Annotated in this window: 17 protein-coding genes; 11 read left to right on the forward strand and 6 right to left on the reverse strand. The window is 38.4% G+C overall.

What is annotated here, in order from left to right; genetic code table 11:
- The first annotated feature begins 106 nt into the window (after nucleotides 1-106).
- Together DUT68_RS06790 and DUT68_RS06795 are read left to right on the forward strand one after the other, a co-directional pair.
- Entirely contained in the window at nucleotides 107-2,899 is a 2,793-nt protein-coding gene (locus DUT68_RS06790; protein WP_113637065.1) for an outer membrane beta-barrel protein, read from the forward strand.
- Nucleotides 2,900-2,910: 11 nt separating this feature from the next.
- The gene (locus DUT68_RS06795; protein ID WP_113636902.1) at nucleotides 2,911-3,693 is read left to right on the forward strand and encodes a GLPGLI family protein; all 783 of its coding nucleotides are present in this window, start codon (nucleotides 2,911-2,913) and stop codon (nucleotides 3,691-3,693) included.
- Nucleotides 3,694-3,854: 161 nt separating this feature from the next.
- Here the strand turns inward: DUT68_RS06795 and DUT68_RS06800 are convergent, their stop codons facing one another.
- The 3 genes from DUT68_RS06800 to DUT68_RS06810 form a co-directional block, all read right to left on the reverse strand.
- The gene (locus DUT68_RS06800) at nucleotides 3,855-4,547 is read right to left on the reverse strand and encodes a response regulator transcription factor (protein ID WP_113636904.1); all 693 of its coding nucleotides are present in this window, start codon (nucleotides 4,545-4,547) and stop codon (nucleotides 3,855-3,857) included.
- 72 nt (nucleotides 4,548-4,619) lie between these two features.
- Nucleotides 4,620-6,464, reverse strand: a complete 1,845-nt coding sequence (locus DUT68_RS06805; RefSeq protein ID WP_113636905.1) for a sensor histidine kinase — start codon at nucleotides 6,462-6,464, stop codon at nucleotides 4,620-4,622.
- Between the two features lie 140 nt (nucleotides 6,465-6,604).
- Nucleotides 6,605-6,979: a DUF3127 domain-containing protein gene (locus tag DUT68_RS06810; RefSeq protein WP_113637067.1), complete on the reverse strand. Its 375-nt coding sequence runs from the start codon at nucleotides 6,977-6,979 to the stop codon at nucleotides 6,605-6,607.
- 66 nt (nucleotides 6,980-7,045) lie between these two features.
- On the opposite strand from DUT68_RS06810, the gene DUT68_RS06815 reads away from it, so the two are divergent.
- From DUT68_RS06815 to DUT68_RS06850, 8 genes are all read left to right on the forward strand, one after another.
- Nucleotides 7,046-8,239 carry a THUMP domain-containing class I SAM-dependent RNA methyltransferase gene (locus DUT68_RS06815; RefSeq protein WP_113636907.1) on the forward strand — a complete coding sequence of 398 codons (1,194 nt, stop codon included), beginning with the start codon at nucleotides 7,046-7,048 and terminating at the stop codon, nucleotides 8,237-8,239.
- A gap of 95 nt (nucleotides 8,240-8,334) precedes the next feature.
- Nucleotides 8,335-8,571: a helix-turn-helix domain-containing protein gene (locus tag DUT68_RS06820; RefSeq protein ID WP_113636909.1), complete on the forward strand. Its 237-nt coding sequence runs from the start codon at nucleotides 8,335-8,337 to the stop codon at nucleotides 8,569-8,571.
- Between the two features lie 135 nt (nucleotides 8,572-8,706).
- Nucleotides 8,707-9,354 carry an HD domain-containing protein gene (locus DUT68_RS06825; protein WP_113636911.1) on the forward strand — a complete coding sequence of 216 codons (648 nt, stop codon included), beginning with the start codon at nucleotides 8,707-8,709 and terminating at the stop codon, nucleotides 9,352-9,354.
- A gap of 50 nt (nucleotides 9,355-9,404) precedes the next feature.
- Complete coding sequence (locus DUT68_RS06830; protein WP_113636913.1) at nucleotides 9,405-10,661, forward strand: putative DNA modification/repair radical SAM protein; 1,257 nt, start codon at nucleotides 9,405-9,407, stop codon at nucleotides 10,659-10,661.
- 75 nt (nucleotides 10,662-10,736) lie between these two features.
- On the forward strand, nucleotides 10,737-11,492 hold the full coding sequence (locus tag DUT68_RS06835; RefSeq protein WP_113636915.1) for a TIGR03915 family putative DNA repair protein: 756 nt from the start codon (nucleotides 10,737-10,739) through the stop codon (nucleotides 11,490-11,492).
- A gap of 126 nt (nucleotides 11,493-11,618) precedes the next feature.
- Complete coding sequence (locus DUT68_RS06840) at nucleotides 11,619-12,671, forward strand: sensor histidine kinase (RefSeq protein WP_113636917.1); 1,053 nt, start codon at nucleotides 11,619-11,621, stop codon at nucleotides 12,669-12,671.
- A 145-nt stretch (nucleotides 12,672-12,816) separates the two neighbouring features.
- Nucleotides 12,817-13,458 carry a DUF47 domain-containing protein gene (locus DUT68_RS06845; RefSeq protein WP_113636919.1) on the forward strand — a complete coding sequence of 214 codons (642 nt, stop codon included), beginning with the start codon at nucleotides 12,817-12,819 and terminating at the stop codon, nucleotides 13,456-13,458.
- A 6-nt stretch (nucleotides 13,459-13,464) separates the two neighbouring features.
- The gene (locus tag DUT68_RS06850) at nucleotides 13,465-14,757 is read left to right on the forward strand and encodes an inorganic phosphate transporter (protein WP_113636921.1); all 1,293 of its coding nucleotides are present in this window, start codon (nucleotides 13,465-13,467) and stop codon (nucleotides 14,755-14,757) included.
- A 1,575-nt stretch (nucleotides 14,758-16,332) separates the two neighbouring features.
- On the opposite strand, the gene DUT68_RS06855 is transcribed toward DUT68_RS06850, so the two are convergent.
- The 3 genes from DUT68_RS06855 to DUT68_RS06865 all read right to left on the reverse strand — a co-directional run bounded on the left by DUT68_RS06855 (nucleotide 16,333) and on the right by DUT68_RS06865 (nucleotide 19,301).
- Nucleotides 16,333-16,881 (reverse strand): ATP-binding protein, encoded by a 549-nt coding sequence (locus DUT68_RS06855; protein WP_262510294.1) that lies wholly within the window; start codon nucleotides 16,879-16,881, stop codon nucleotides 16,333-16,335.
- Nucleotides 16,862-17,482 (reverse strand): nicotinamide riboside transporter PnuC, encoded by a 621-nt coding sequence (pnuC, locus tag DUT68_RS06860; RefSeq protein WP_113636922.1) that lies wholly within the window; start codon nucleotides 17,480-17,482, stop codon nucleotides 16,862-16,864. Before pnuC ends, DUT68_RS06855 begins: the two co-directional genes overlap by 20 nt.
- Nucleotides 17,483-17,978: 496 nt before the next feature.
- A complete protein-coding gene (locus tag DUT68_RS06865) occupies nucleotides 17,979-19,301 on the reverse strand; it encodes a PQQ-dependent sugar dehydrogenase (RefSeq protein WP_113636924.1) in 1,323 nt (440 codons plus the stop codon).
- Nucleotides 19,302-19,561: 260 nt separating this feature from the next.
- Between DUT68_RS06865 and carB the strand changes: the two genes are divergently transcribed.
- The gene (gene carB / locus DUT68_RS06870; protein WP_113636926.1) at nucleotides 19,562-22,459 is read left to right on the forward strand and encodes a carbamoyl-phosphate synthase large subunit; all 2,898 of its coding nucleotides are present in this window, start codon (nucleotides 19,562-19,564) and stop codon (nucleotides 22,457-22,459) included.
- Nucleotides 22,460-22,683: the final 224 nt, after the last annotated feature.

Genomic DNA, 22,683 nt, shown 5'->3' on the forward strand with positions numbered 1-22,683 from the left:
AAAGGAGTAATCAGCAAAGCCGCTTACTTAAATAATGTTAAAATTGTTAAAGACTAATAAAACTAAAATTTTAGTTCATATATTAGCAATTCATCAAACTAAACAAATGAAGAAAACGTTTCTCTCTCTCATCATCTTGTTGCTATTTACTGTAGTAGCAAAAGCGCAAAGCAACTCAGTAAAAGGCTTCATTATCGATCTCTCATCAAACGCAAAATTGCACAACGCTACAGTAAGTGTGCTTAACGCAAAGGATTCTACACTCTACAAGTTTACTAGGGCCGCTCAAAATGGCAGTTTTAGTTTCCAAAACGTTAAAAAAGGCAACTTTATCCTTCTGGTTACTTATCCTGAGTATGCTGATTTTGTCAATAAGTTCGCTATCGATTCCGTTAATAATGAAATTGATTTTAATGCCATTGACATGAAAACGAAAGCAAAACTACTGAACGAAGTAATTATTAAGGGACAAGCTGCGGCAATAAAAATTAAAGGTGATACCACTGAATTTAATGCCGCAGCTTACAAAATACAGCCTAATGACAGGGTGGAAGATTTGCTGAAAAAATTCCCTGGAGTGACTGTGGATGCGCAAGGAAAAATTACTGCACAAGGAAAAACGGTTGAAAAAGTTTTAGTAGATGGTGAAGAGTTTTTTGGGGATGATCCAACTTTGGTAACCAAAAACTTAAGGGCTGACATGGTGGATAAAGTACAGCTGTTTGAGAAATCGAGCGATCAGGCTGCCTTTACCGGCGTAGACGACGGAGAAAAAAAGCAGACCTTAAATATTGTTTTGAAAGAGGATAAGAAGCAGGGGTATTTTGGGAAAGTGGATGTTGGTTATGGTACCGATGATTTTTATCAAGTTCAAGCTATGATCAACAAGTTCAAGAACAAGGAAAAAATAGCGGCGTATTTTACCTCAAGCAATACCGGAAAAACTGGATTAGGTTGGGATGATGCTGGGAAATACGGTTCATCAGGCAATATGGAGGTAAGTGACGATGGCATGATTTACATTGGAGGCTTTGATGATTTAGATGACGGCGGACGGTATTGGGGCGAAGGTATCCCGCTTGCCAATAACGGAGGCTTACATTACGAAAACAAATGGAATAGCGATAAGCAAAGCATCAATGCCAATTATAAAGCTGGCGGCTTAAATGTAAAAATCAATAAAAACACCATTAACCAACGTAACTTACCCAATGCTATTTTTAATACTAATACCGACCAAATTACAGATAACGACACTTTTAGGCAAAAAATTGATGCTACCTACAATATCAAAATAGATACAACATCGACCTTAAAAGTAGTAGTTGATGCAACGCTAAAAAATACCGAAAGCAATGTAATCAACAACTCTACTGGACGAAGGGGCGATAACTCTTTACTTAACATCTCCGATCGGAACACAACCAACGAAGGAAAGCAACAATTGTTTAACTTAAACGCATTGTACACCAAAAAGCTTAAAAAAACTGGGCGAAACTATACTGTTAACATCAGCCAAAATTACTCCCAAATAAATAGTGAAGGTTACTTGAAATCTTTCAATAGATTTTATGACGAAAGCGAAAACGAGAAACTTGCCGAGCGTCAGAACATAGATCAATTGAAAGACGACGATATTTTAACCAATAAACTAGCAACCAACATTACCTACACTGAGCCACTGTCTAAATTTTTTAATTTAGTAGCAAATTATGGCTTAACATACACGAGCAGTAAATCAGATCGTGCAACTTACGACGCCAGTACGCCAGGAGTTTACAACAATTTAAACGCAGAATTTAGCAACAACTTTGAGGCTGATCAATTATTAAATCAGTTGGGCGCTATTTTCAACTATAAAAAGGGCAAACAAGTAATCACCTTTGGTACAAAAACCAGTTTCATCAACTTTGACCAAACGGAGGTTTACCGCAATACCAACTTTAAAAGGAACTTTACTAATTGGTTGCCACAGGCCTCTTATCAGTATAAATTTTCCGCACAAAAATCAGTTAACGTGAGCTATAACGGGTCAAATACGCAACCAAGCGTAACCCAGTTACAACCCGTTAGAACAAATGATGACCCTTTAAATATTGTGGAGGGAAATGAAAACTTAAGACCTTCGTACAACAACCGCATTTCAGTAAGGTATAACAGCTACAAGGTAATCAGCAACAAAAGTTTTTATGTTAATGGCAGCTTTAATTTTACAAATAATCAAATTGTGAGCAACAACATTACTGATGTAAACGGAAAAACCACCTATAAATCAGTAAACTTGGACAGCCAAACCCCATTCAACTATTACGTTTACAGTGGCTATTCTCGAAAATTTTCATTCTTAGGCGATATCAATGCAGGTGTTGGCTTAGGCTCTAACGGTACAAGATCCTATAACTATGTTAATGGAGAACTCAATACCACCAATAGTGTAACGTATCGGCCATCTATCAACATGAATAAGTATAGTGATAAGGGGCAATTTTATTTTTCCTTTGGGCCAACTTACAACTCACAGCAGGCTTCATTACAACAACAAAACAACAATAAAGGCTGGGGATACGATGGTTACCTGGATTTAAATTTCAAGCTCCCTAAAAAAATCTCGATAACAGCAAACTCAGAATATATTTATCAGCCTAGCACCACTTCTTTTGATAATAAGCTGGAACGTTTGGTAATTAATGCATCGCTTACGAAAGCCTTTTTTAAAGAAGAAAAGTTAAAATTAATGTTCAGCGCCAATGATATTCTTAAACAAAATATTGGCTTTAGAAGGGTTGCTTCAAGCAATTCTATTATACAAACTACTTATAACAACATCAGTCGCTACTTTTTATTTTCTGTGATATGGGATTTTAACAAGATGGGCGGCGGCACTCCAAAAACAAATTAATTCTCTACAAAATGAATGTGATCAAATACCTCAGCTTTGCAAGTTTATTTTTTTTAAGCTTTAAATCGAGCGCACAAAATGTACGCTTTGTTACGCAAGGCACCATCGAATATGAAAAACGAGTAAATGCCTACGCCCTCATCAAACAGCAACTTAAACTTTGGGATGATGATTCGTTCTCGGCATCAGCTTTTGAGAGCTACCAAAAAAACAATCCACAGTTTAAAGTTGCAAAAAGCAAGCTGGTTTTCTCCAATCAAACTACTGCTTTTATACCTGAAGAGGATGCCGTAGCTCCATCAAATAGTTGGTTTTCAAACATGATTGAGTTCAAACAAGCTAACCATGTTTTAAGTAACCTGGCCACGGGCACCAGTAAAATAGCTAAAAAAGTATATGAAGAAACCTATTTGGTTAGTGATAGTATCAGGAAAATCAACTGGAAAATAACAGATGAGTTTAGGAATATAGCCGGTTACAATTGCCGTCGTGCAAATGCCGTGGTAATGGATTCCGTTTACGTAGTAGCCTTTTATGCTGAAGAAATTGCCGTTAGCGGTGGCCCCGAATCTTTTAGTGGTTTACCGGGCATGATTTTAGGCTTGGCTTTACCACATGACCATGTTACTTGGTTTGCAACTTCGGTTACTGATACGCCCGTTACAGATGATAAACTGAAAATTCCAACCAAGGGAAAGGCAGTGAATAATACCCAACTTTACGACATTTTAAAGAAAGCACTGAAAGATTGGGGTAAATCTGCCAATCAGACCTTCAAGTGGACCATGCTTTAATTAGAAGCATTGTTTTAAAAATCGGTTAGCTCGCAGCTTTGCTAGTTAGCCGATTTTTTTATCCTTCTTTTTAAGAATTTTTTGCTGTTAAAATAAGGAAATATTGATTTTATTTAAGTAAAAACGTGGGCGATACAGCAATTGGCAATCGCTTCAACTGTTCAATTTACTACTAACTTATAACCCTTGCCATGTACATTAATAATTTCAACTTTAGCATCTTCCTTTAAGTACTTCCGCAGTTTGCTTAGGAAAACATCCATACTACGCCCGTTGAAATAATTATCATCATGCCAAATACTGATTAGTGCCTCCTCTCTGGTTAATACACTATTTTTCTTTAGGCAAAGTAACCTCAGCAGCTCAGCTTCTTTGGTTGATAGCTTCTGTTGACTTCCGTTAAAATGGATAAGTTGGGTAGTATAATCGAATGTGTAGTTTCCTATTTCAAACTGTTTTGGCTCTTCCTCCTGACCGGCTTGAGCCGATGAAACTCTTTTCAGCAAAGCGTTAATACGTAACAAAAGCTCTTCAATCCTGAACGGTTTGGTAATATAATCATCACCACCCAGATCATAAGCGGCAGCCTTATCTTCCATCATTGATTTAGCCGTAGCAAAAATAATAGGAACGCGTTGGTCTATTTTTCTGATTTCGGCCCCTAATGTGAATCCGTCCTTTTTTGGCATCATCACATCGAGGATACAAAGATCAAAAGTTTGTTTTGCAAAGGCAGCTAGCCCTTCCTCCCCATCAGCACATAGCACTACGTCAAAATTACCTTTAATTTGTAGGTAATCTTGCAAAAGCAAACCTAAATTCGGATCATCTTCAACCAACAATATTTTTTTCATCAATTTTCTATTTAACGGTAAAAAACCACAGCGCTTAATTTTTTTTTAGGCAACTAAGTGCGATAGCTTTTATTAATTGCTTAATTTAAATGGCAGATAAATGGTAAAAGTCGTCCCTTTATCTTTTTCACTATTTACTTTGATATTGCCGTTCATTTGTTCAACAATATCGCTCACATAGCTTAGCCCCAAACCAAAACCTTTTACATCGTGCAAATTACCTGTAGGCACCCTGTAAAACTGGTCAAATATACGTTTAGCCTGATCTTTGGTCATGCCAATACCTTCATCACTTACCTCAACAACAATTCCGTTGGCCTGGTTCTTAGTTTTTATGCTAATTACTGGAGTTTGCGGACTGTATTTGTTCGCATTATCCACTAAATTGTAAATCATATTGGATAGATGCAGCTCATCACCTATTACCAAATCATTTGCTGCCTCTAATTGTAAATCAACCTGCGCATTCTTTTTTTGCAACTGCAGGCTCATACTATCCACCACAACAGCAATCAAATCATTCATATTAACTGGATTGCGTTCCAATTTGAGTTCTTTTTTATCCAGCTTAGCCACGTTAAGCACTCGTTCAATATGATTGCCCAACCTTACGTTTTCATCATAAATAATTCCCGCTAAACGGTTAATGCGGGCTTTATCTGGAGTCAAATCTGGATCCTTCAATGCTTCGCTGGCAATCATAATAGTTGCTACCGGCGTTTTGAACTCATGCGTCATGTTATTAATGAAATCCGTTTTCATTTCCGACAGCTTCTTTTGCCTGATAATGGCATAGATAGTGTAAGCAAAAATGGAAACCAACACCAAAAGCAAGCCAATAGATGACGCCAAGGTAACGAACATATTGTTGAAGATCAGCGAGTTTTTATTAGGAAAACTAACGTAAAGCATGCCTGGATCTTTGATCATCAAATCGTTGCTAAAAATAACTGTGCTAAATGTATTTTTTGGCAACACTTGTCCACTTGGCAAAGAAACGTTGCGGTAAATTACTTTACCTGTATTTTGCGATGGCGTAACCCAGTAGTTATAAGCTAAATCGATATTCCTACTAAGCAGTTCCTTTTTTATGAGTGTATCAACAATTTCCTGGCTAGGCATTCTTTCCACAAGTGGGATGTCTTTTGTAGCCATTTCCTTTGCAACATCCTGCAACAACCGCACATTGCTTCTATTGTTAAGCAGGCTAACCGTATCTGCATAGAGCCGCTCAAGCTCCATTTTATAATTGTGCTCTGCCTTAGACTCCTCTAATTTAAACTTCACTTTCAACTCGGGCTCAATAGTTGGCAAAATGATAAATTGAGGCCTAAAATCAGCAGGACTATAAGCTAGGTAAATGATGGAATCGGGCAGGTTGTTTAACCTAATTACTGGCCTTTTTCGATTAAAATTAGCGGAAACTTTGCGCCCAACAATCACACCATCAGCTGTTCTGAATTCATCAATTTTATAAGTAAGTGTGTTTTTATTCGGGTTAGGATTAGACAATATCGCATAATCTTCCTCGCTGATAATTTCAGGTTTGAGGTAATTAGCCTGAATAATGCTGTCTTGTTCGCTTAGGTATTTAAAGATTTGCTGCTGCTGTTTAAGCATTCTACGAGCTTTATTTTCTTTATAGCGTTCCTTAAATGCAACAATGCTATCTGTTTTGCTACGTATGTTGCTAACTTCCAACTCTTTCAGCTCAACATCTCTTTTATTAAATCGATTGATGACGTTTTTCTTTTGAATTTTGTTAACCACCGCCGTTAGTGCCTGGTTAACGTCTTGCTCAAATAACTGTGATTTTAGATTGTACGACTCCCTTATGTAATACATTTGCATTACAAAAACGCCTAGCAGTGCTAAGGTCATTAGGGCTGTAATTATCCAAAGGCTCTTCTTCTTCATGCCAACATATCAAAGTTAAGTAACACCACTACAAAACCGACTACCCTTTAACACTTTTTAACACAAGCAGAAACAAAAAAACCGCTCAGTATCAATTACTGAACGGTCTAATATGATGTTTATTCTCTTAAAAAGCGCTATTAAAAAGGCAAATCGTCATCTTCGCCAGCAGCTGTGTTCACATCTACCGGAGCAGCATATTGAGGGGCAGCAGCAGGGGCAGCGCCAGCACCATTAGCCAATGAAGTGATGCGCCAAACAACTAAACTATTAAAATAGGAAGTAACGCCATCTTTATTTGTCCAAGGACGACCACGTAAATTGAACGACACCTCTATCTCATCTCCTGCTTTAAGTGTATCAAACAATGCAGTTTTATCTTGTAAAGCCTCAAACCTAATATACTCTGGGTAAGTAGGATTTTCTGCGTATTCAACAATTAAATCACGTTTTTTAAACGTCTCGCTCACTTGCTGTATGGCACCAATTTCGTGCACCTTCCCTTTAATTTCCATATCTGTACTAATATATTTCTCTTCCTCCCAAATCTCTATATTTTTATTGATAACTTCGCAAATCATATGACACAAGTTTTCCACACTAAGAGCAAGGTAATTATTACCTGTAATAAAAGGCTATCATCTTACCTAACAAAAGAAGTAGAAGAATTAGGCTACGACATTGTTAGGGTTTTTCCAACAGGCGTTGAGCTTAACATTACCCTCAACGAGTGCATCAAACTTAACCTCAATCTTCGTTGCGCCAGCCAAGTGCTTTACAGCTTAAAGAACTTCAACGCTAAAAACCCCGAAGAACTTTATGAGGCTTTATACGCCATGGAATGGGAAGAATTGATAGATTTTGCAGGTTATTTCTCTGTTACTTCAAATGTAGATAACGACTTTATCACTACACCGTTGTTTGCAAATTTGAAGGTGAAAGATGCAATTGTAGATAGAATCAAAGCGAAAAAAGGTATGCGACCAAATAGTGGTGCAGATGCCAACAAAGCGGTGGTACATTTATATTGGAAAGGTGATGATGCCACCATTTTTGTAGATACCAGTGGCGAAACCTTAAGTAAGCATAGTTATAGGAAAATTCCTGGCAAAGCGCCAATGCTGGAAGCGCTAGCGGCTAGTGTAATTATGGCAACAAATTGGGACAAAAAATCCCCTTTTGTTAACCCAATGTGTGGCTCTGGAACTTTAGCAATTGAAGCCGCTTTATTGGCCAGTAATCGCAGGCCAGGATTGTTTCGCATGAACTACGGATTTATGCACCTGATTGGCTATGAAGAAGAGGTATTTTTTGCTGAACGTAGAATTTTAAAGGATCAAGTAGTTAAGGACATTGATGTTCAAATTATAGCTACTGATCTCTCTGCTGATGCAGTAGATATTAGCCAGAAAAACGCCAAAACCGCTGGAGTAGACCAATTAATTCAGTTTAGTGTTTGTGATTTTGCTGATACGCCAGTGCCTGAAAAAGCTAATGGCGTAGTGATTTTTAACCCTGAATATGGGGAAAGGCTTGGCACACACAGCAAACTAGAAATTACCTATAAACGCATGGGCGATTTTATGAAGACCCAATGCAAAGGTTACTACGGTTATATTTTCACTGGAAATCCTGATTTAGCCAAGAAAATAGGCTTAAAAGCTGATAAGAAGATAGAGTTTTACAATGGCAAGCTTGATTGCAGAATGCTAGAATACGAATTGTATGATGGCAGTCGCCGACCAGAAAACGAAAGGCCACAAAAGCACACCTAGCGCCTCTAAAACTTTATTCCGTTGCTTGCTAATTGCACCAGTTGTGGATTGGCAGAGTTTTTGTAAAATTGTTCGCACATTTAACTACCTACACTATGAACGAAACTTACAAAAAGGAGATGCAACGCATTGCTCTTCGAATCAGAAAAGTAAGAGAGTACAAAAATTACTCTCAAGAGTATCTGGCTAAAAAAATCGGAATCTCGCAAAATGCCTACAGTAAAATCGAATTGGGCTACAGCAAAATCACTCTAGACCGACTTTTTCACATTGCTAAATTACTTGATGTGGATACGAATGAGCTCCTTATGACCAAACGAAACGCTATTTAAAGTTTTCTTTCTAGCAACCTAAAATATGCTTGTAATAATTTGCAAGCATATTTTTTTTGCTTAAAATCCAATGTTTTGGCCACAACAGCAAAGTAGTTCTTCCTATGCAACAGCCAATCCGTTACCTTTGCAAGCATGCAACACATCATCGCCAAAACCATTGCCTTTGTTAAAGAAACCCTAGCCACTGCCGAGGCTGGCCACGACTGGTTTCATATAGAACGAGTTTATAAAACAGCTCAGAAAATCAACCAAAAAGAAAAGGCCGACGAACTAATTGTGGCCTTAGCGGCCCTATTACATGATATTGCAGATAGCAAGTTTAACAACGGCGATGAAGAAATTGGGCCACGGAAAGCTGGCGAATTTTTAGAGCACATTGGCGTAGATGCTGAAGTGATTAACGAAGTAAAGCTCATCATTAAAAACTTATCCTTCAAGGCCAGTTTAGGCGAAATCAATTATTCGTCAAAAGAATTAAATGTAGTGCAAGATGCCGACAGGCTTGACGCCATTGGAGCGATAGGAATTGCTAGAGCTTTTACTTATGGCGGCTTTAAAAACCGAGTGCTTTACGACCCTGAGATTAAGCCCAATTTGAATATGAGCAAAGAGGAGTACAAAAACACTACCGCACCAACCATCAACCATTTTTACGAAAAACTCCTGTTACTTAAAGATTTAATGAAGACACCTGCCGGCAAAGCTATGGCACAAAAACGCCACGAATTTATGCTAAGCTATTTATCGCAATTCTACGCTGAATGGGAAGGTGAAAAATAATACTAAATTAAATAGCTATTTTGCTATATTTGTTAGCAAAATAGCAAATCATGTCGGAAAGGTTAATTGAAAAGTTAAATATATTGGCAGATGCCGCCAAGTATGATGTTTCTTGTTCTTCTAGTGGTAGCGACAGAAAAAACACGAACAAAGGTTTAGGCAATGGACACCACTCGGGGATTTGCCATACCTACACGGAAGATGGCCGTTGTGTATCACTACTGAAAATTTTACTCACCAACCATTGCATTTTTGATTGCGCCTATTGTGTTTCGAGGCGCAGCAACGACATTGAACGAGCCGCTTTTACCGTTGATGAAGTAGTGGAGCTTACGATGAATTTTTACAGAAGAAATTACATTGAGGGTCTTTTCTTAAGCTCGGGAATTTTTAAAAATGCTGATTTTACCATGGAACGTTTGCTGCGTGTGGTTAAAAAACTCCGATTGGAAGAAAACTACAACGGCTACATTCATTTAAAAACTATCCCAGGTGCAAGTGACGAGCTAATTACCGAGGCTGGCCTTTATGCCGATAGGATGAGCATCAATTTGGAGATGCCTACAGAAACGGGACTTAAGTTGCTAGCTCCAGAAAAAAGTCACGACGATGTGGTGAAACCATTGGGCTTTGTAAAAAATCAAATCATCCAATTTAAGGAAGAAAAGAAACTAATTAAAAGTGTTCCAAAATTTGTTCCGGCCGGACAAAGTACACAAATGGTAATAGGCGCTACTCCTGAAACCGACAAGGATATTATGTATACCGCGGCCAAGTTCTACAAAAATTTTTCACTTAAAAGGGTTTATTACTCCGGTTATATTCCCATTAGTAATGACAGCCGGATGCCTGTTTTAGGCACACAACCGCCTTTGCTACGAGAAAACAGACTTTACCAAACAGATTGGCTAATGCGTTTTTACGGATTTGATGTAAGGGAGCTGCTAAACGAGGAAAATCCGCACTTAGATACCGATATCGATCCAAAATTGAGTTGGGCTTTGCGAAACCTTCATCATTTCCCAATTGATATCAACACCGCAGATTACCAAATGATACTAAGGGTTCCGGGAATCGGTGTAGGATCAGCACAAAAAATTGTTCAAGCTCGTAAGTTTGGAAAGCTGTACATCCATCAACTTAAAAAAATCGGCATTGCCTACAACAGAGCCAAACATTTTATTACCTGTGCAGATAGCCCTTTTCAACTGAAGGATTTTCAAGGACACCAAATTAAAGGTTTCATTTTAGCTGAAAGCCAAAGCAAGTATTTAAAAACTGCCAATAATCAGATGCTGTTATTTTAATTTAAGGCAGCTCATTTTTTTGAATCTGTAAAGGCAAATGCAACATGTAATTAACAATTAACCATTCAAGCTAGCATGATTTACACCTACGATGGAAGTTTAGAGGGCTTACTAACCGCCGTTTTCGAATGGTTTGAACGGAAACCCGGAGCAATAAGTTTGGTTACTGAGGAAAGGTACCAACCGGATGCCTTTACATCTTGTTTCGAAGTGCTAACCAACAGGTCCAAAGCTGATAGGGTTTGGAAGGGATTGGCTAGTCGTTTGGACAGGGATTGGATGCGCAAAGCCTATTGCACTTTTCTTTCTGAAATTCCTGAAATGCAGCAAGAACTATTTCTGTTCATCTGCTATGTTTTTCAGCATCAGGCAGGTGCCGAAAAAAATTACGGGAACACTCACGTTTTAAATATAGCTCAAACAGCAAGAAAGGTAGAGCGGGAAAAACATCGAATGGAGGCTTTCATCAGATTTCAACAAACTGCAGATGGCATTTTTTACTGTGGAATTGACCCCGATTTTAATGTAATTCCGTTGATTGTAAATCATTTTAAAAATAGATACGCAGATCAGCAATGGGTTATTTATGATTTAAAACGGCATTATGGGATTTTCTATGACTTGCATACGGTTGAAGAAATTGAAATGAATGTTGATCTTCAGCAACTAAAACATGCCAAACAAACACTTTTGGACCAGAAAGAGCAGCTGTATGCCGATTTATGGAAGAACTATTTCAAAAGTACCAATATTGTAGCTAGGAAAAACACCAAGCTGCATACGCAACATGTGCCTAAACGTTATTGGAAATATCTCACAGAAAAACTATAAAGCGGCCGGCAAAGTGATTTTTATAAAGCAGCTAGTTTTTATGAATCAATCTACAAGGTTTGAAATGAGTTAAAAATTAGGCCGATAGTTAACAATTTCTTAACTTAATAGCTTTAGTTTTGTAACATGAAGTTTAGTGTACTAGTTCTTATAACTGCCTTAGCGGTAGGCCTGTCTATTGGTTTGGTTAATTATCATTTTCAACAAAGCTGGTACTATCTACTAATTTCGTTTGGCGTTTCTTTTGGCACTAGTTTTCTAGTGTTTTACTACCTTTTAGAAAAATACATCTACAGTAAAATCAAACTTATTTACAAGCTTATTCATAACTTAAAATTGGGTAAGGATTTAAAAGAAGCGCTTGGTGAATATGTAAGTTCAGACCCAATTAATGATGTACAGCAAGAAGTTGAAGAATGGGCAGGTGCTAAGAAAAAGGAAATCGAGCTTCTCAAAAAACAAGAGCAATTTAGGAGAGAATTTCTTTCCAATGTATCTCACGAGTTTAAAACGCCACTTTTTGCTATACAAGGTTACATTGAAACTTTGCAGGATTGCATTACCGACGATCCTGAAACGGCTTTAAAATTTCTTAAAAAAGCGGAAAATAATATTGAAAGGTTAAGCTATTTAATTAAAGATTTAGATTCCATTTCTAAATTAGAAACCGGCGAAATACCTATCAATTACACCAAATTTGACGTAGTGCCTTTAGTAAAAGAAGTTTTTGAAATATTGGAAGATAAAGCTACTAGCAACGGTACCAAGCTGATTTTTAAAGACAAATACACTACACCAACCATGGTACATGCCGACCGCGAAAAGGTGAGACAGGTAGTGATTAATTTAATACAGAATTCCATTAAATATGGGCGTGAAAACGGCTCTACTTCCATTAAAATATTTGAATTACACGACCAATATTTGATAGAAGTGACAGATGATGGCATGGGCATCGAAGAAAAACATTTACCTCGCCTATTTGAAAGATTTTACCGCATTGACTCACACCGGTCGAGAAAGGAAGGCGGTACAGGACTGGGATTAGCCATTGTGAAGCACATTTTGGAAGCGCACCAGCAAACCATTTCTGTAAGGAGTACTCCAAATATTGGAACCACCTTTGCCTTTACGCTTCAAAAAAGTGTTGAGCCATTGTTACCGTACGGTAAAAAATAAACACACCACAACCTCAATTATTTCAGCCAAAGGCTAATTTTACAGATTTTCAACTGTTTACAAGCCAAGCAACATTTAAAATAGTAGCCAAAGTTAACATTAACTTAACATTGCGGTTTTACTTTTGCATCATATTAAATAAGATATGAATAACATTTTTAGCTTCTTTACCCCTAAGGATAAAAAATTCCAGCCATTATTTGAACAAGCCGGAAGTAACGTTAGGAAAATTGCGGAAGCACTTTTAACGGTAGTTACTGTTAACGACATTGAAAAAAGAAAAGAAGCCATTAAAGAAGTGGAGCGCCTTGAACACGTTGGCGATGACATTACCCACACCATCTTTATTGAGCTGAGCAAAAACTTCATCACTCCTTTTGACAGGGAAGATATTCATGCTTTAGCTAGTGCAATTGATGATATTGCCGACTATATCCACGCTTCAGCTGGAAACATTGAGCTTTATAACGTACAGAACATTGGCGAGCCGATGGTTAAATTGGCAGAATTGCTAGTGGAAATGTGTACCGATTTAGAAAAAGCAATTAAAGAATTAAGAAGCTTTAAAAATATTAGAGTAATTGCTGATGCTTGCGTAAGAATTAACAGTGCCGAAAACCAAGCTGATTACACTTGTAACCTAGCTATTGCACGTTTGTTTGAGTTTGAAACTAATGCTATTGAACTAATTAGACAGAAAGAAGTACTACAAACTTTAGAAATTGCAACTGATAAATGTGAAGATGCAGCAAACGTACTTGAATCTATCTTAGTTAAAAACGCATAATCAATTATGGCTATATTATTAACTATTATTGTTTTAGCCCTCATCTTCGATTACATCAACGGTTTTCATGATGCGGCTAATGCAATTGCAACCATTGTAGCTACTAAGGTACTTACCCCTTTTCAAGCTGTAGTGTGGGCTGCATTTTTCAACTTTTTGGCCTATTGGGTTTTTGGTTTTGGCGTTGCCGATACCGTAGCTAAAACTGCCAATACTATGGAAATTAATTTGACCGTTATTTTAGCCGGTGTTATTGCAGCAATTATTTGGAACCTACTAACGTGGTGGTTCGGGATACCTTCCAGTTCATCACACACCCTTATTGGCGGTTTTGCAGGTGCAGCCATTGCTCACGCTGGCCTAGATGTAGTAAACTGGTACAAAGAAGGTAAAGCGGGAGAGCTTCCAACTGGTGTTTTAGTGATTATTGGATTTATTGTACTTGCTCCACTCATTGGTGCTGTAGTTTCATACTGTATATCTGTTTGGCTATTGCATTCGGCTAAAAAGAGCATAGGGCCTAAGCTTTTTACGCTTGCGCTGATGATTGCTACGGTAGTTTTTGTGTACTTCCAAATGGTCCCTTATGACAAAATACACAAGCCTCGTTTCGAATCACATTTTTGGAGTGTAGCGTTTGAGTCTCATAACATCAAATGGTTTTTAGTTTCGTTTATCGTACTTACCATTAGTTCTTTTTGTTTGATATTCAGCTTCCTAAGCCATCATCAATCAACCAAATGGTTAAAAAAGATGCAGCTTTTATCATCTGCGGCTTTCAGTTTAGGGCACGGCGGAAACGATTCGCAAAAAGTAATGGGTATTATAGCCGCAGCTGTGGTAGTTTATATCCACCAGAGCGGCTCTACACTTGCGGATATGCCAAGCTGGCTACAAGTAGTGCTTCCTTCGAAAGACGCTTTAGGAGACGAAATACCAGGCCAAATGCCATCATGGATTCCGTTAGCTTGTTATAGCGCCATAGCAGTAGGTACATTAAGCGGTGGTTGGAAAATTGTAAAAACAATGGGCTCTAAAATCACCAAAGTTACGCCATTTGAAGGGGTAACTGCTGAAACTGCCGGAGCTTTAACCTTATATTTTACAGAACATTTAAAAGTGCCTGTAAGTACCACTCACACCATCACAGGTTCAATTATCGGATCAGGATTAACTAAAGGCACATCAGCGGTTAAATGGGGAGTTACTGTAAAGCTGGTTTGGGCTTGGGTATTAACAATTCCTGTTTCTGCAGCGCTGGCAGCTATCATTTATTACATCCTTAAAATATTCATTTAAATTCATTTATTGAATAACTGAAAACGGCAGCTAATTAATACTTAGCTGCCGTTTTTGTTTTATATATTAAGGAATGTTTAAAATTAACTGATTATCCATTATTAGGCATAACCTGCATTTTTTAATTCTTGAAAATTTCAAGAGTCTATTTCCATAGTTGCCAAGTATAGATTCCTCCTAACGTCGGAATGACAAAGCGCTTAAAAACAGCGCATTGGATTGCAAGAATTACCGTTGGTTTTATCATTTCGAACGCAGTTAGAAATTCATAGCACGCCATTTAAATGACAGATTCCTCCTAACCTCGGAATGACAAAGCGGTTAAAAACAGGGCATTGGATTGCAAGAATTACCGTTAGTCTTGTCATTTCGAACGCAGTGAGAAACCCTTAACACGCCATTCAAATGATAGATTCCTCCTAGCGTCGGAATGACAGGTGGGCTAAAAAACAGGGTATTGGATTGCAAAAATTACCGTTAGTTTGTCATTTCGAACGCAGTGAGAAATCTATAACATTCCATTTAATTGACAGATTCCTCCTAACGTCGGAATGACAAATGGGCTAAAAAACAGGGTATTGGATTGTAAGAATTACCGTTAGTCTTGTCATTTCGAACGCAGTGAGAAATCCTTAACACGCCATTCAAATGATAGATTCCTCCTAGCGTCGGAATCACAAATGGGCTAAAAACAGTGTATTGGATTGCAAGAATTACGGTTAGTTTTATCATTTTCGAACGCAGTGAGAAATCCTTAACACGCCATTCAAATGATAGATTCCTCCTAGCGTCGGAATGACAGGTGGGCTAAAAAACAGGGCATTGGATTGCAAGAGTTACCATTAGTTTTGTCATTTCGAACGCAGTGAAAAATCCATAACGCTCCATTCAAATGAAAGATTCCTCCTAACGTCGGAATGACAAAGCGCTTAAAAACAGGGCATTGGATTGCAAGAATTACCGTTAGTCTTGTCATTTCGAACGCAGTGAGAAATCCGTAGCACGCCATTCAAATGACAGATTCCTCCTAACGACGGAATGACAAAGCGCTTAAAACCAGTGTATTGGATTGTAAGAATTACCGTTAGTTTTGTCATTTCGAACGCAGTGAGAAATCCATAACACGTCATTTAAATGATAGATTCCTCCTAGCGCCGGAATGACAAAGCGCTTAAAAACAGTGCATTGGATCGCAAGAATTACCGTTAGTTTTGTCATTTCGAACGAAGTGAGAAATCCATAACATACCATTAAATGACAGATTTCTCCTAACCTCGGAATGACAAAGCGCTTAAAAACAGGGCATTGGATTGTAAGAATTAACGTTAGTTTTGTCATTTTCGAACGCAGTGAGAAATCCACAACACGCCATTCAAATGACAGATTCCTCCTAACGTCGGAATGACAGGTGGGCTAAAAAACAGGGCATTGGATTGCAAGAATTACCGTTAGTTTTGTCATTTCGAACGCAGTGAGAAATCCACAACACGCCATTTAATGATAGATTTCTCCTAACGTTGGAATGATAAAACGCTTAAAAAATAGGATTATTAGAAATTACGGACATTCAAAAAGTTAATTATCATTCAACAAAAACTCATCAATTGCTGCAATTGCATTTTTTAAACGCTCCTCTCCAAGCCCCGAGACTACGCTGTATGTAGCACCAAGCTGTTTAAGCTCCCTATGCCAAACCTCCATAAAGTGCTCCCGCTGATTTGGAAAATCTCTCAAAGGATCATCTTCCCAAGGTAAATCAATATCAAGCAACACATAAAAATCATAAGTATGCTCAGGCAATGCATTTAAAACAACTTCAGGTGTTTCGCCAAAAAATGCATCGCTCCAAATTTTCACTGTTAAAAACGTGGTGTCGCAAATTATGAAATCCGTTTCAGCCATAACCATCACCGATTGCTCCAACGCTAGCTGACCATGAAACATATTAATTTCATCCTGCATGGTACATGGCGCTGTTAAGGCCTCGCAGTAATACCTTGAATATTCAGGCACCCAAGGCACTTGGTAATACTTTGCTAAATTGATAGCCATGGTAGACTTACCAGTACTTTCAGGCCCAACTATGGCTATTTTTTTGATTTGCTTATGAAGATGTTTGTTCACGATATGTCTTTTTCCAATCCAGATATCCAACTATTGCAATGATTACTAAAATCGCATATAAAACAGCGTAAAGGTTAAGCTGTTTGTAAATTAATAAAGGCACATAGCAAATATCTACGAAGATCCACAATATCCAATTTTCTAAAATTTTACGCGTAAGCATTATTTGCGCTACAAAACTAACCGCCGTACAAAATCCATCTTCGTAAGGCACATTGGTAGGCGTAAAACGATCAAGAAAATAACCTAATACTACTGTTAATAATATGATAGCCGCAATTGCAATTGCCCAATGTTTTACTGTTATAGCAACAATTGGTTTTTCACTTTCTTTTTTCCGTTTTATCCAAAACCACCAGCCGTAAAATGCAGTAAATAAAAAGTAAAACTGGAGGATGAAATCGCCAAATAGCTGACTTTGAAAAAAAAGCAATGCGCTAATAATGATACTTAAAATAGAAACTGGCCAATTCCAAATATGCTCTTTGGCCGCTAAATAAATACAAGCGATAGTACTAAAAAAACCAGCCCACTCCAACCAAGAAGTTTGATTAAGCTGCTTTAGAAGCAATTGCCAAAAAGATGTGTCGGCTAATAACATTTGCCAAATATAGAGGGTATTTTATTTATTGCAACAAGACCTTTGATTTTTGAAATGTTGTTTGCTGGCAAATTTTGGAAAGCCATAAAAAAAAGAATTCCGGTAGGACACTCCATCCTACCGGAAAATAAACCAAACAAACTATTTATGAAGAATACCCTCTTGCGAGGATGCTTTTGATCAATTTTAATTTTTAATTGCTGTTATCATCAATCTGTTTCAACAACAACTATAAAACTGTATTTGTTTTCTTTTATTGCAACATGTCTGCCAATATTTTCAATTTTGAGTTTTCATGACGCTTTAATGACCTATTAGCTTATCAGCCTCACTTCACGGCTTACTATGCAAGCATAATTTTATTTAGAACTTTAAAATTTGAGTCAGTAATTGTAAAAAGTACACACCAACTAAAACAAATTGTAGTCTATTAAAACAGACAGTGAACAATAAACTATACACCACACAAGTTGTTTATAATCAAAAAGTTACATTGCTACTTCGCTGCAACTCTCCAAATTATACCACTTACATCATCTGCCACGAGCAATGCGCCATCATTAGCTACGGCTACCCCAACCGGCCTGCCATAAACTTCGCTTTTATCAGCATTGGCAATAAAGCCAGTTAAAAAATCTTGCATTGGGGCAGTAGGTTTTCCATCCTTAAAAGGAACAAAACCAACTTTGTAGCCTGCCAAAACAGAGCGGTTCCAAGAGCCATGCTGACCTATAAAAGCACCTCCTTGATATTTTGCAGGAAACTTCGCAGCAGTATAAAAAGCCAAACCAAGTGATGCGGTATGTGAACCAACAGCCACATCAGGCACTATTGTTTTTTTCACTGCTTCTAGGTTAGCATTTTTTAGCCTCGGGTCCTCATGCTGCCCGAAATAAGCATACGGCCAACCGTAAAAACCACCAGGCTTCACGCTTGTGATATAGTCAGGCACCAAATCATCTCCTAAACCGTCACGTTCGTTAACGGCTGTCCAAAGCATATTGGTAGATGGCGCCCAATCCATTCCAACCGGATTTCTTAAGCCACTGGCATAAATCTTTTCACCTGTACCATCAGGATTAACCTCCAATATTGCAGCCCTGCGTACTTCGTGCTCCATTCCATTTTCGCCAACATTACTTCCTGATCCAACAGAAATGTAGATTTTGTCCTTCGCCTTGCTCACCAATAGGTTTCTTGTCCAGTGGTTGTTGTAACCGCCAGCCGGTAAGCTGACAATTTTCTTACCTGCAGCAGTAATTTTCGTATCTCCCGATTTGTAAGGGAACATCCATAAACCGTCCGTATTTGCTACATAAAAGGTATTGCCAATAAAAGCCATACCGTAAGGCTGATTTAAGCCAGTTAGAAAAGTTTCCATCAACTCGGGCTTGCCATCTTTGTTGGCATCCCTAAATAACATAATGGTATTTACACTTTTACCTCCCACTTCAGATTTAGACTTGCCAGAAATTGCATTGGCAATTTTTTCCTTGGTGCTTCTCTCAGAATTGGAAAGTGCCACCAAAATATCGCCGTTAGGAGCTATTACAATATTTCTTGGACTTTTCATACCATCGGCAAACCTAGTTACAACAAAACCTTCCGGAGCCATTGGCATTTTTCCCGTAGGCCAATCTACCACCTTACTAAAATTAGTTTTGGAAGCAGTAGTATCTGGCGCTGGCAAGTTTAAAGAATCAACATCCGTAGTTGCGTTGTGCACCGTATCAGCTGTTTTATCTGATTTGTTGGCGCTATTACAAGCCTCAAACACAAAGGCTGATAGCGCAATGAGTGATAAGTATTTAATTTTCATTTCTATTAATTTGATTAGACAATATTGAATTAACACCGTAATAAACAAGTTGTTTTCGCCCGGCAAGCGAGCTATCACTATGCGGAATAATACCTTGTTTCAAGACCTCAATATATTTTCAAATAATCGTCAGAAAATTGAGCAGCAAATTGTATCTTTGCATCCCGACAGAGATGTTGGGATTTTCGTTTCATAGCAGAGGAATTCTCCCAGCTATCGGTCAGTTAGACTATCACTTTAGACTTTTTTAAAAACTCCACATGCCTAAAGACACTTCCATCAATTCAGTATTGATTATCGGATCTGGCCCCATTATTATCGGACAAGCCTGCGAATTTGACTACTCTGGTTCTCAAGCCGCACTTTCTTTGAAAGAAGAAGGAGTTAAGGTTTCTATCATCAATTCTAACCCGGCAACCATCATGACCGACAAGGTGATTGGTGACCATGTTTATTTAAAACCGCTTACACTCGAGTCCATCGATGAGATTTTAACTGAACACAGAAACAATCCTGACCTGCCAACTATTGATGCCGTACTACCAACCATGGGCGGACAAACCGCACTAAACCTTTGCGTAGACGCTGATGAGAGAGGCTTATGGAAAAAACACGACGTTAGAATTATTGGTGTTGATGTAGCAGCAATTGACAAAACGGAAAACAGGGAATCTTTCCGCCAGTTAATGGTTGATATCGGTGTAGGTGTAGCTACTTCTAAAATTGCAAATTCATTTTTAGAAGGTAAAGAAGCAGCACAAGAAATTGGCTTTCCGCTAGTTATTCGTCCATCGTACACCCTTGGTGGCTACGGTGGTGGTTTTGTACACAAAAAAGAAGATTTTGACGCTGCCCTTAAACGTGGATTAGAAGCTTCGCCAACTCATGAGGTGTTGGTTGAGCAGGCCGTTTTAGGATGGAAAGAATATGAGTTAGAGTTACTAAGAGACAGTAACGACAACGTAATCATCATTTGTTCTATTGAGAATTTCGACCCAATGGGTATCCACACCGGAGATTCCATTACGGTTGCTCCTGCAATGACCTTATCAGATCGTTGCTACCAAGAGATGCGTAACCAGGCGATCAAAATGATGCGTGCCATCGGTAATTTTGCAGGTGGCTGTAACGTACAGTTCTCGGTAAATCCAGAAAATGATGAGATTATAGCGATTGAGATTAATCCTCGTGTATCGCGTTCATCAGCCTTGGCAAGTAAAGCAACAGGTTATCCAATTGCTAAAATTGCTGCTAAATTGGCCATTGGTTACAACCTAGATGAAATTGAAAATCAAATTACTAAAACTACTTCAGCTTACTTTGAGCCGACTTTAGACTACGTAATTGTAAAAATTCCTCGCTTTAACTTCGATAAATTTAAAGGTGCCAACACAGAACTTGGCTTGCAGATGAAAGCTGTAGGTGAGGTAATGGGTATTGGTCGTAGCTTCATAGAGGCATTGCAAAAAGCGTGTCAGAGTTTAGAGATTGGTCGTGCCGGTATCGGTGCAGATGGCCGCCAAAAACGTGACATCGAAGAAATTATGCATGGCTTACAGCACCCAAGCTGGAACCGTGTGTTCCTGATTAAAGATGCCATGAGCATGGGTGTGCCTTTGGAGTCGATCCGCAAGGTAACCAGAATTGATAAATGGTTTTTGAACCAAATACAAGAGCTAGTAGCGCTAGAAACAGAGTTGAAACGTTACTCTCTAAATAATATCCCAAGAGATTTCTTCTTCAACTTGAAGCAAAAAGGTTTCTCTGACGTACAAATTGCTTTCATTTTAGGCAACGTTACAGAAGATGAAGTTTACAACCGCCGTAAAGAGCTTAACATTAGAAGAGTTTACAAAATGGTGGATACCTGCGCTGCAGAATTTGCGGCCCAAACACCTTACTTCTACTCTACTTTCGAAGAAGCTCCTCAACAAATTTCTTTGGTAAGCGGAGAAATGCTGTCTGATGGTGATGAATTAGGCACTAACGAATCTATCGTGTCTGACAAGAAGAAAGTAATTGTTTTAGGCTCAGGACCTAACCGTATCGGCCAAGGTATCGAGTTCGATTACTCTTGCGTTCACGGTTTACTTGCCGCAAAAGAGAATGGTTTCGAAGCCATCATGATTAACTGTAACCCAGAAACGGTAAGTACAGACTTTAACATGGCCAACAAGCTTTATTTTGAGCCTGTTTTCTGGGAGCATGTACGTGAAATCATTGACTTGGAAAACCCTTACGGCGTAATTGTTCAGCTAGGTGGTCAAACTGCCTTGAAAATGGCCGAAAAGCTTCACGAAAACAACATCCGCATTATCGGTACTTCTTACGAAGACATGGATGTTGCCGAAGATCGTGGTAGTTTCTCAGACTTACTGAAAGAATTAGATATTCCTTATCCAAAATATGGTGTTGCTGAAAATGCAGAGGAAGCAATTAAAGTGGCTAACGAAGTAGGCTACCCTGTGTTGGTACGCCCAAGCTACGTATTAGGTGGCCAGGGAATGAGCATCGTAATTAACGACGAGGACCTAGAAAATGCCGTAGTTAAATTGTTGGGAGATCTTCCGGGCAACCGTGTATTGATTGACCACTTCTTAGATAGGGCAGAGGAAACAGAATCTGACTCGATTTGCGATGGCGAAGATGTACATATTGTTGGTTTAATGGAGCATATTGAGCCTGCAGGTATCCACTCTGGAGATTCTAGCGCAGTGTTACCTCCATTTAGTTTATCGGAAAAGGTAATTGCCGACATGGAAAACTACTCGAAGAAAATTGCCAAAGCTTTAAATGTAATTGGCTTGTTGAATATCCAGTTTGCAGTGAAGGATGATAAAGTATATGTAATTGAGGCTAACCCACGAGCTTCACGTACGGTTCCTTTCATCGCCAAAGCGTATGATGTGCCTTACATCAATATTGCCGCTAGAGTAATGCTAGGTGTAAATAAATTGAAAGATTTTAACATCGAACGTAAGCTTAAGGGATTTGCAATTAAAGAACCTGTTTTCTCTCACAATAAATTCCCTGAGATAACTAAAGAATTAGGCCCAGAAATGAAATCTACAGGTGAGGCAATTCGCTTCATCAAAGACTTGGAAGATCCTTATTTCTTGAAATTAGTGAAAGATAAATCGATGTATTTGTCGAAATAAAATAGTCAGGAAGACGCAAGTCGGAAAAAATTAAAGTCCCTTAGCATATTGTTAAGGGACTTTTTTGTGTTATTACTTAGTGTCAGTTTTATTTTTCGAAGAGCAAAACCAGTGTCTTACATTATCGTTAGCCCTGCTTTACGTTACAACCTTTTTGTTTTGTTTGCCGCTGTCATTCCGAGTTAAGCCTGCCCCGAAACTTCGGGGAGGAATCTGTATCCAAA

The sequence above is a fragment of the Pedobacter zeaxanthinifaciens genome (assembly GCF_003313335.1).
In the GTDB taxonomy this organism is placed as follows: domain Bacteria; phylum Bacteroidota; class Bacteroidia; order Sphingobacteriales; family Sphingobacteriaceae; genus Pedobacter; species Pedobacter zeaxanthinifaciens.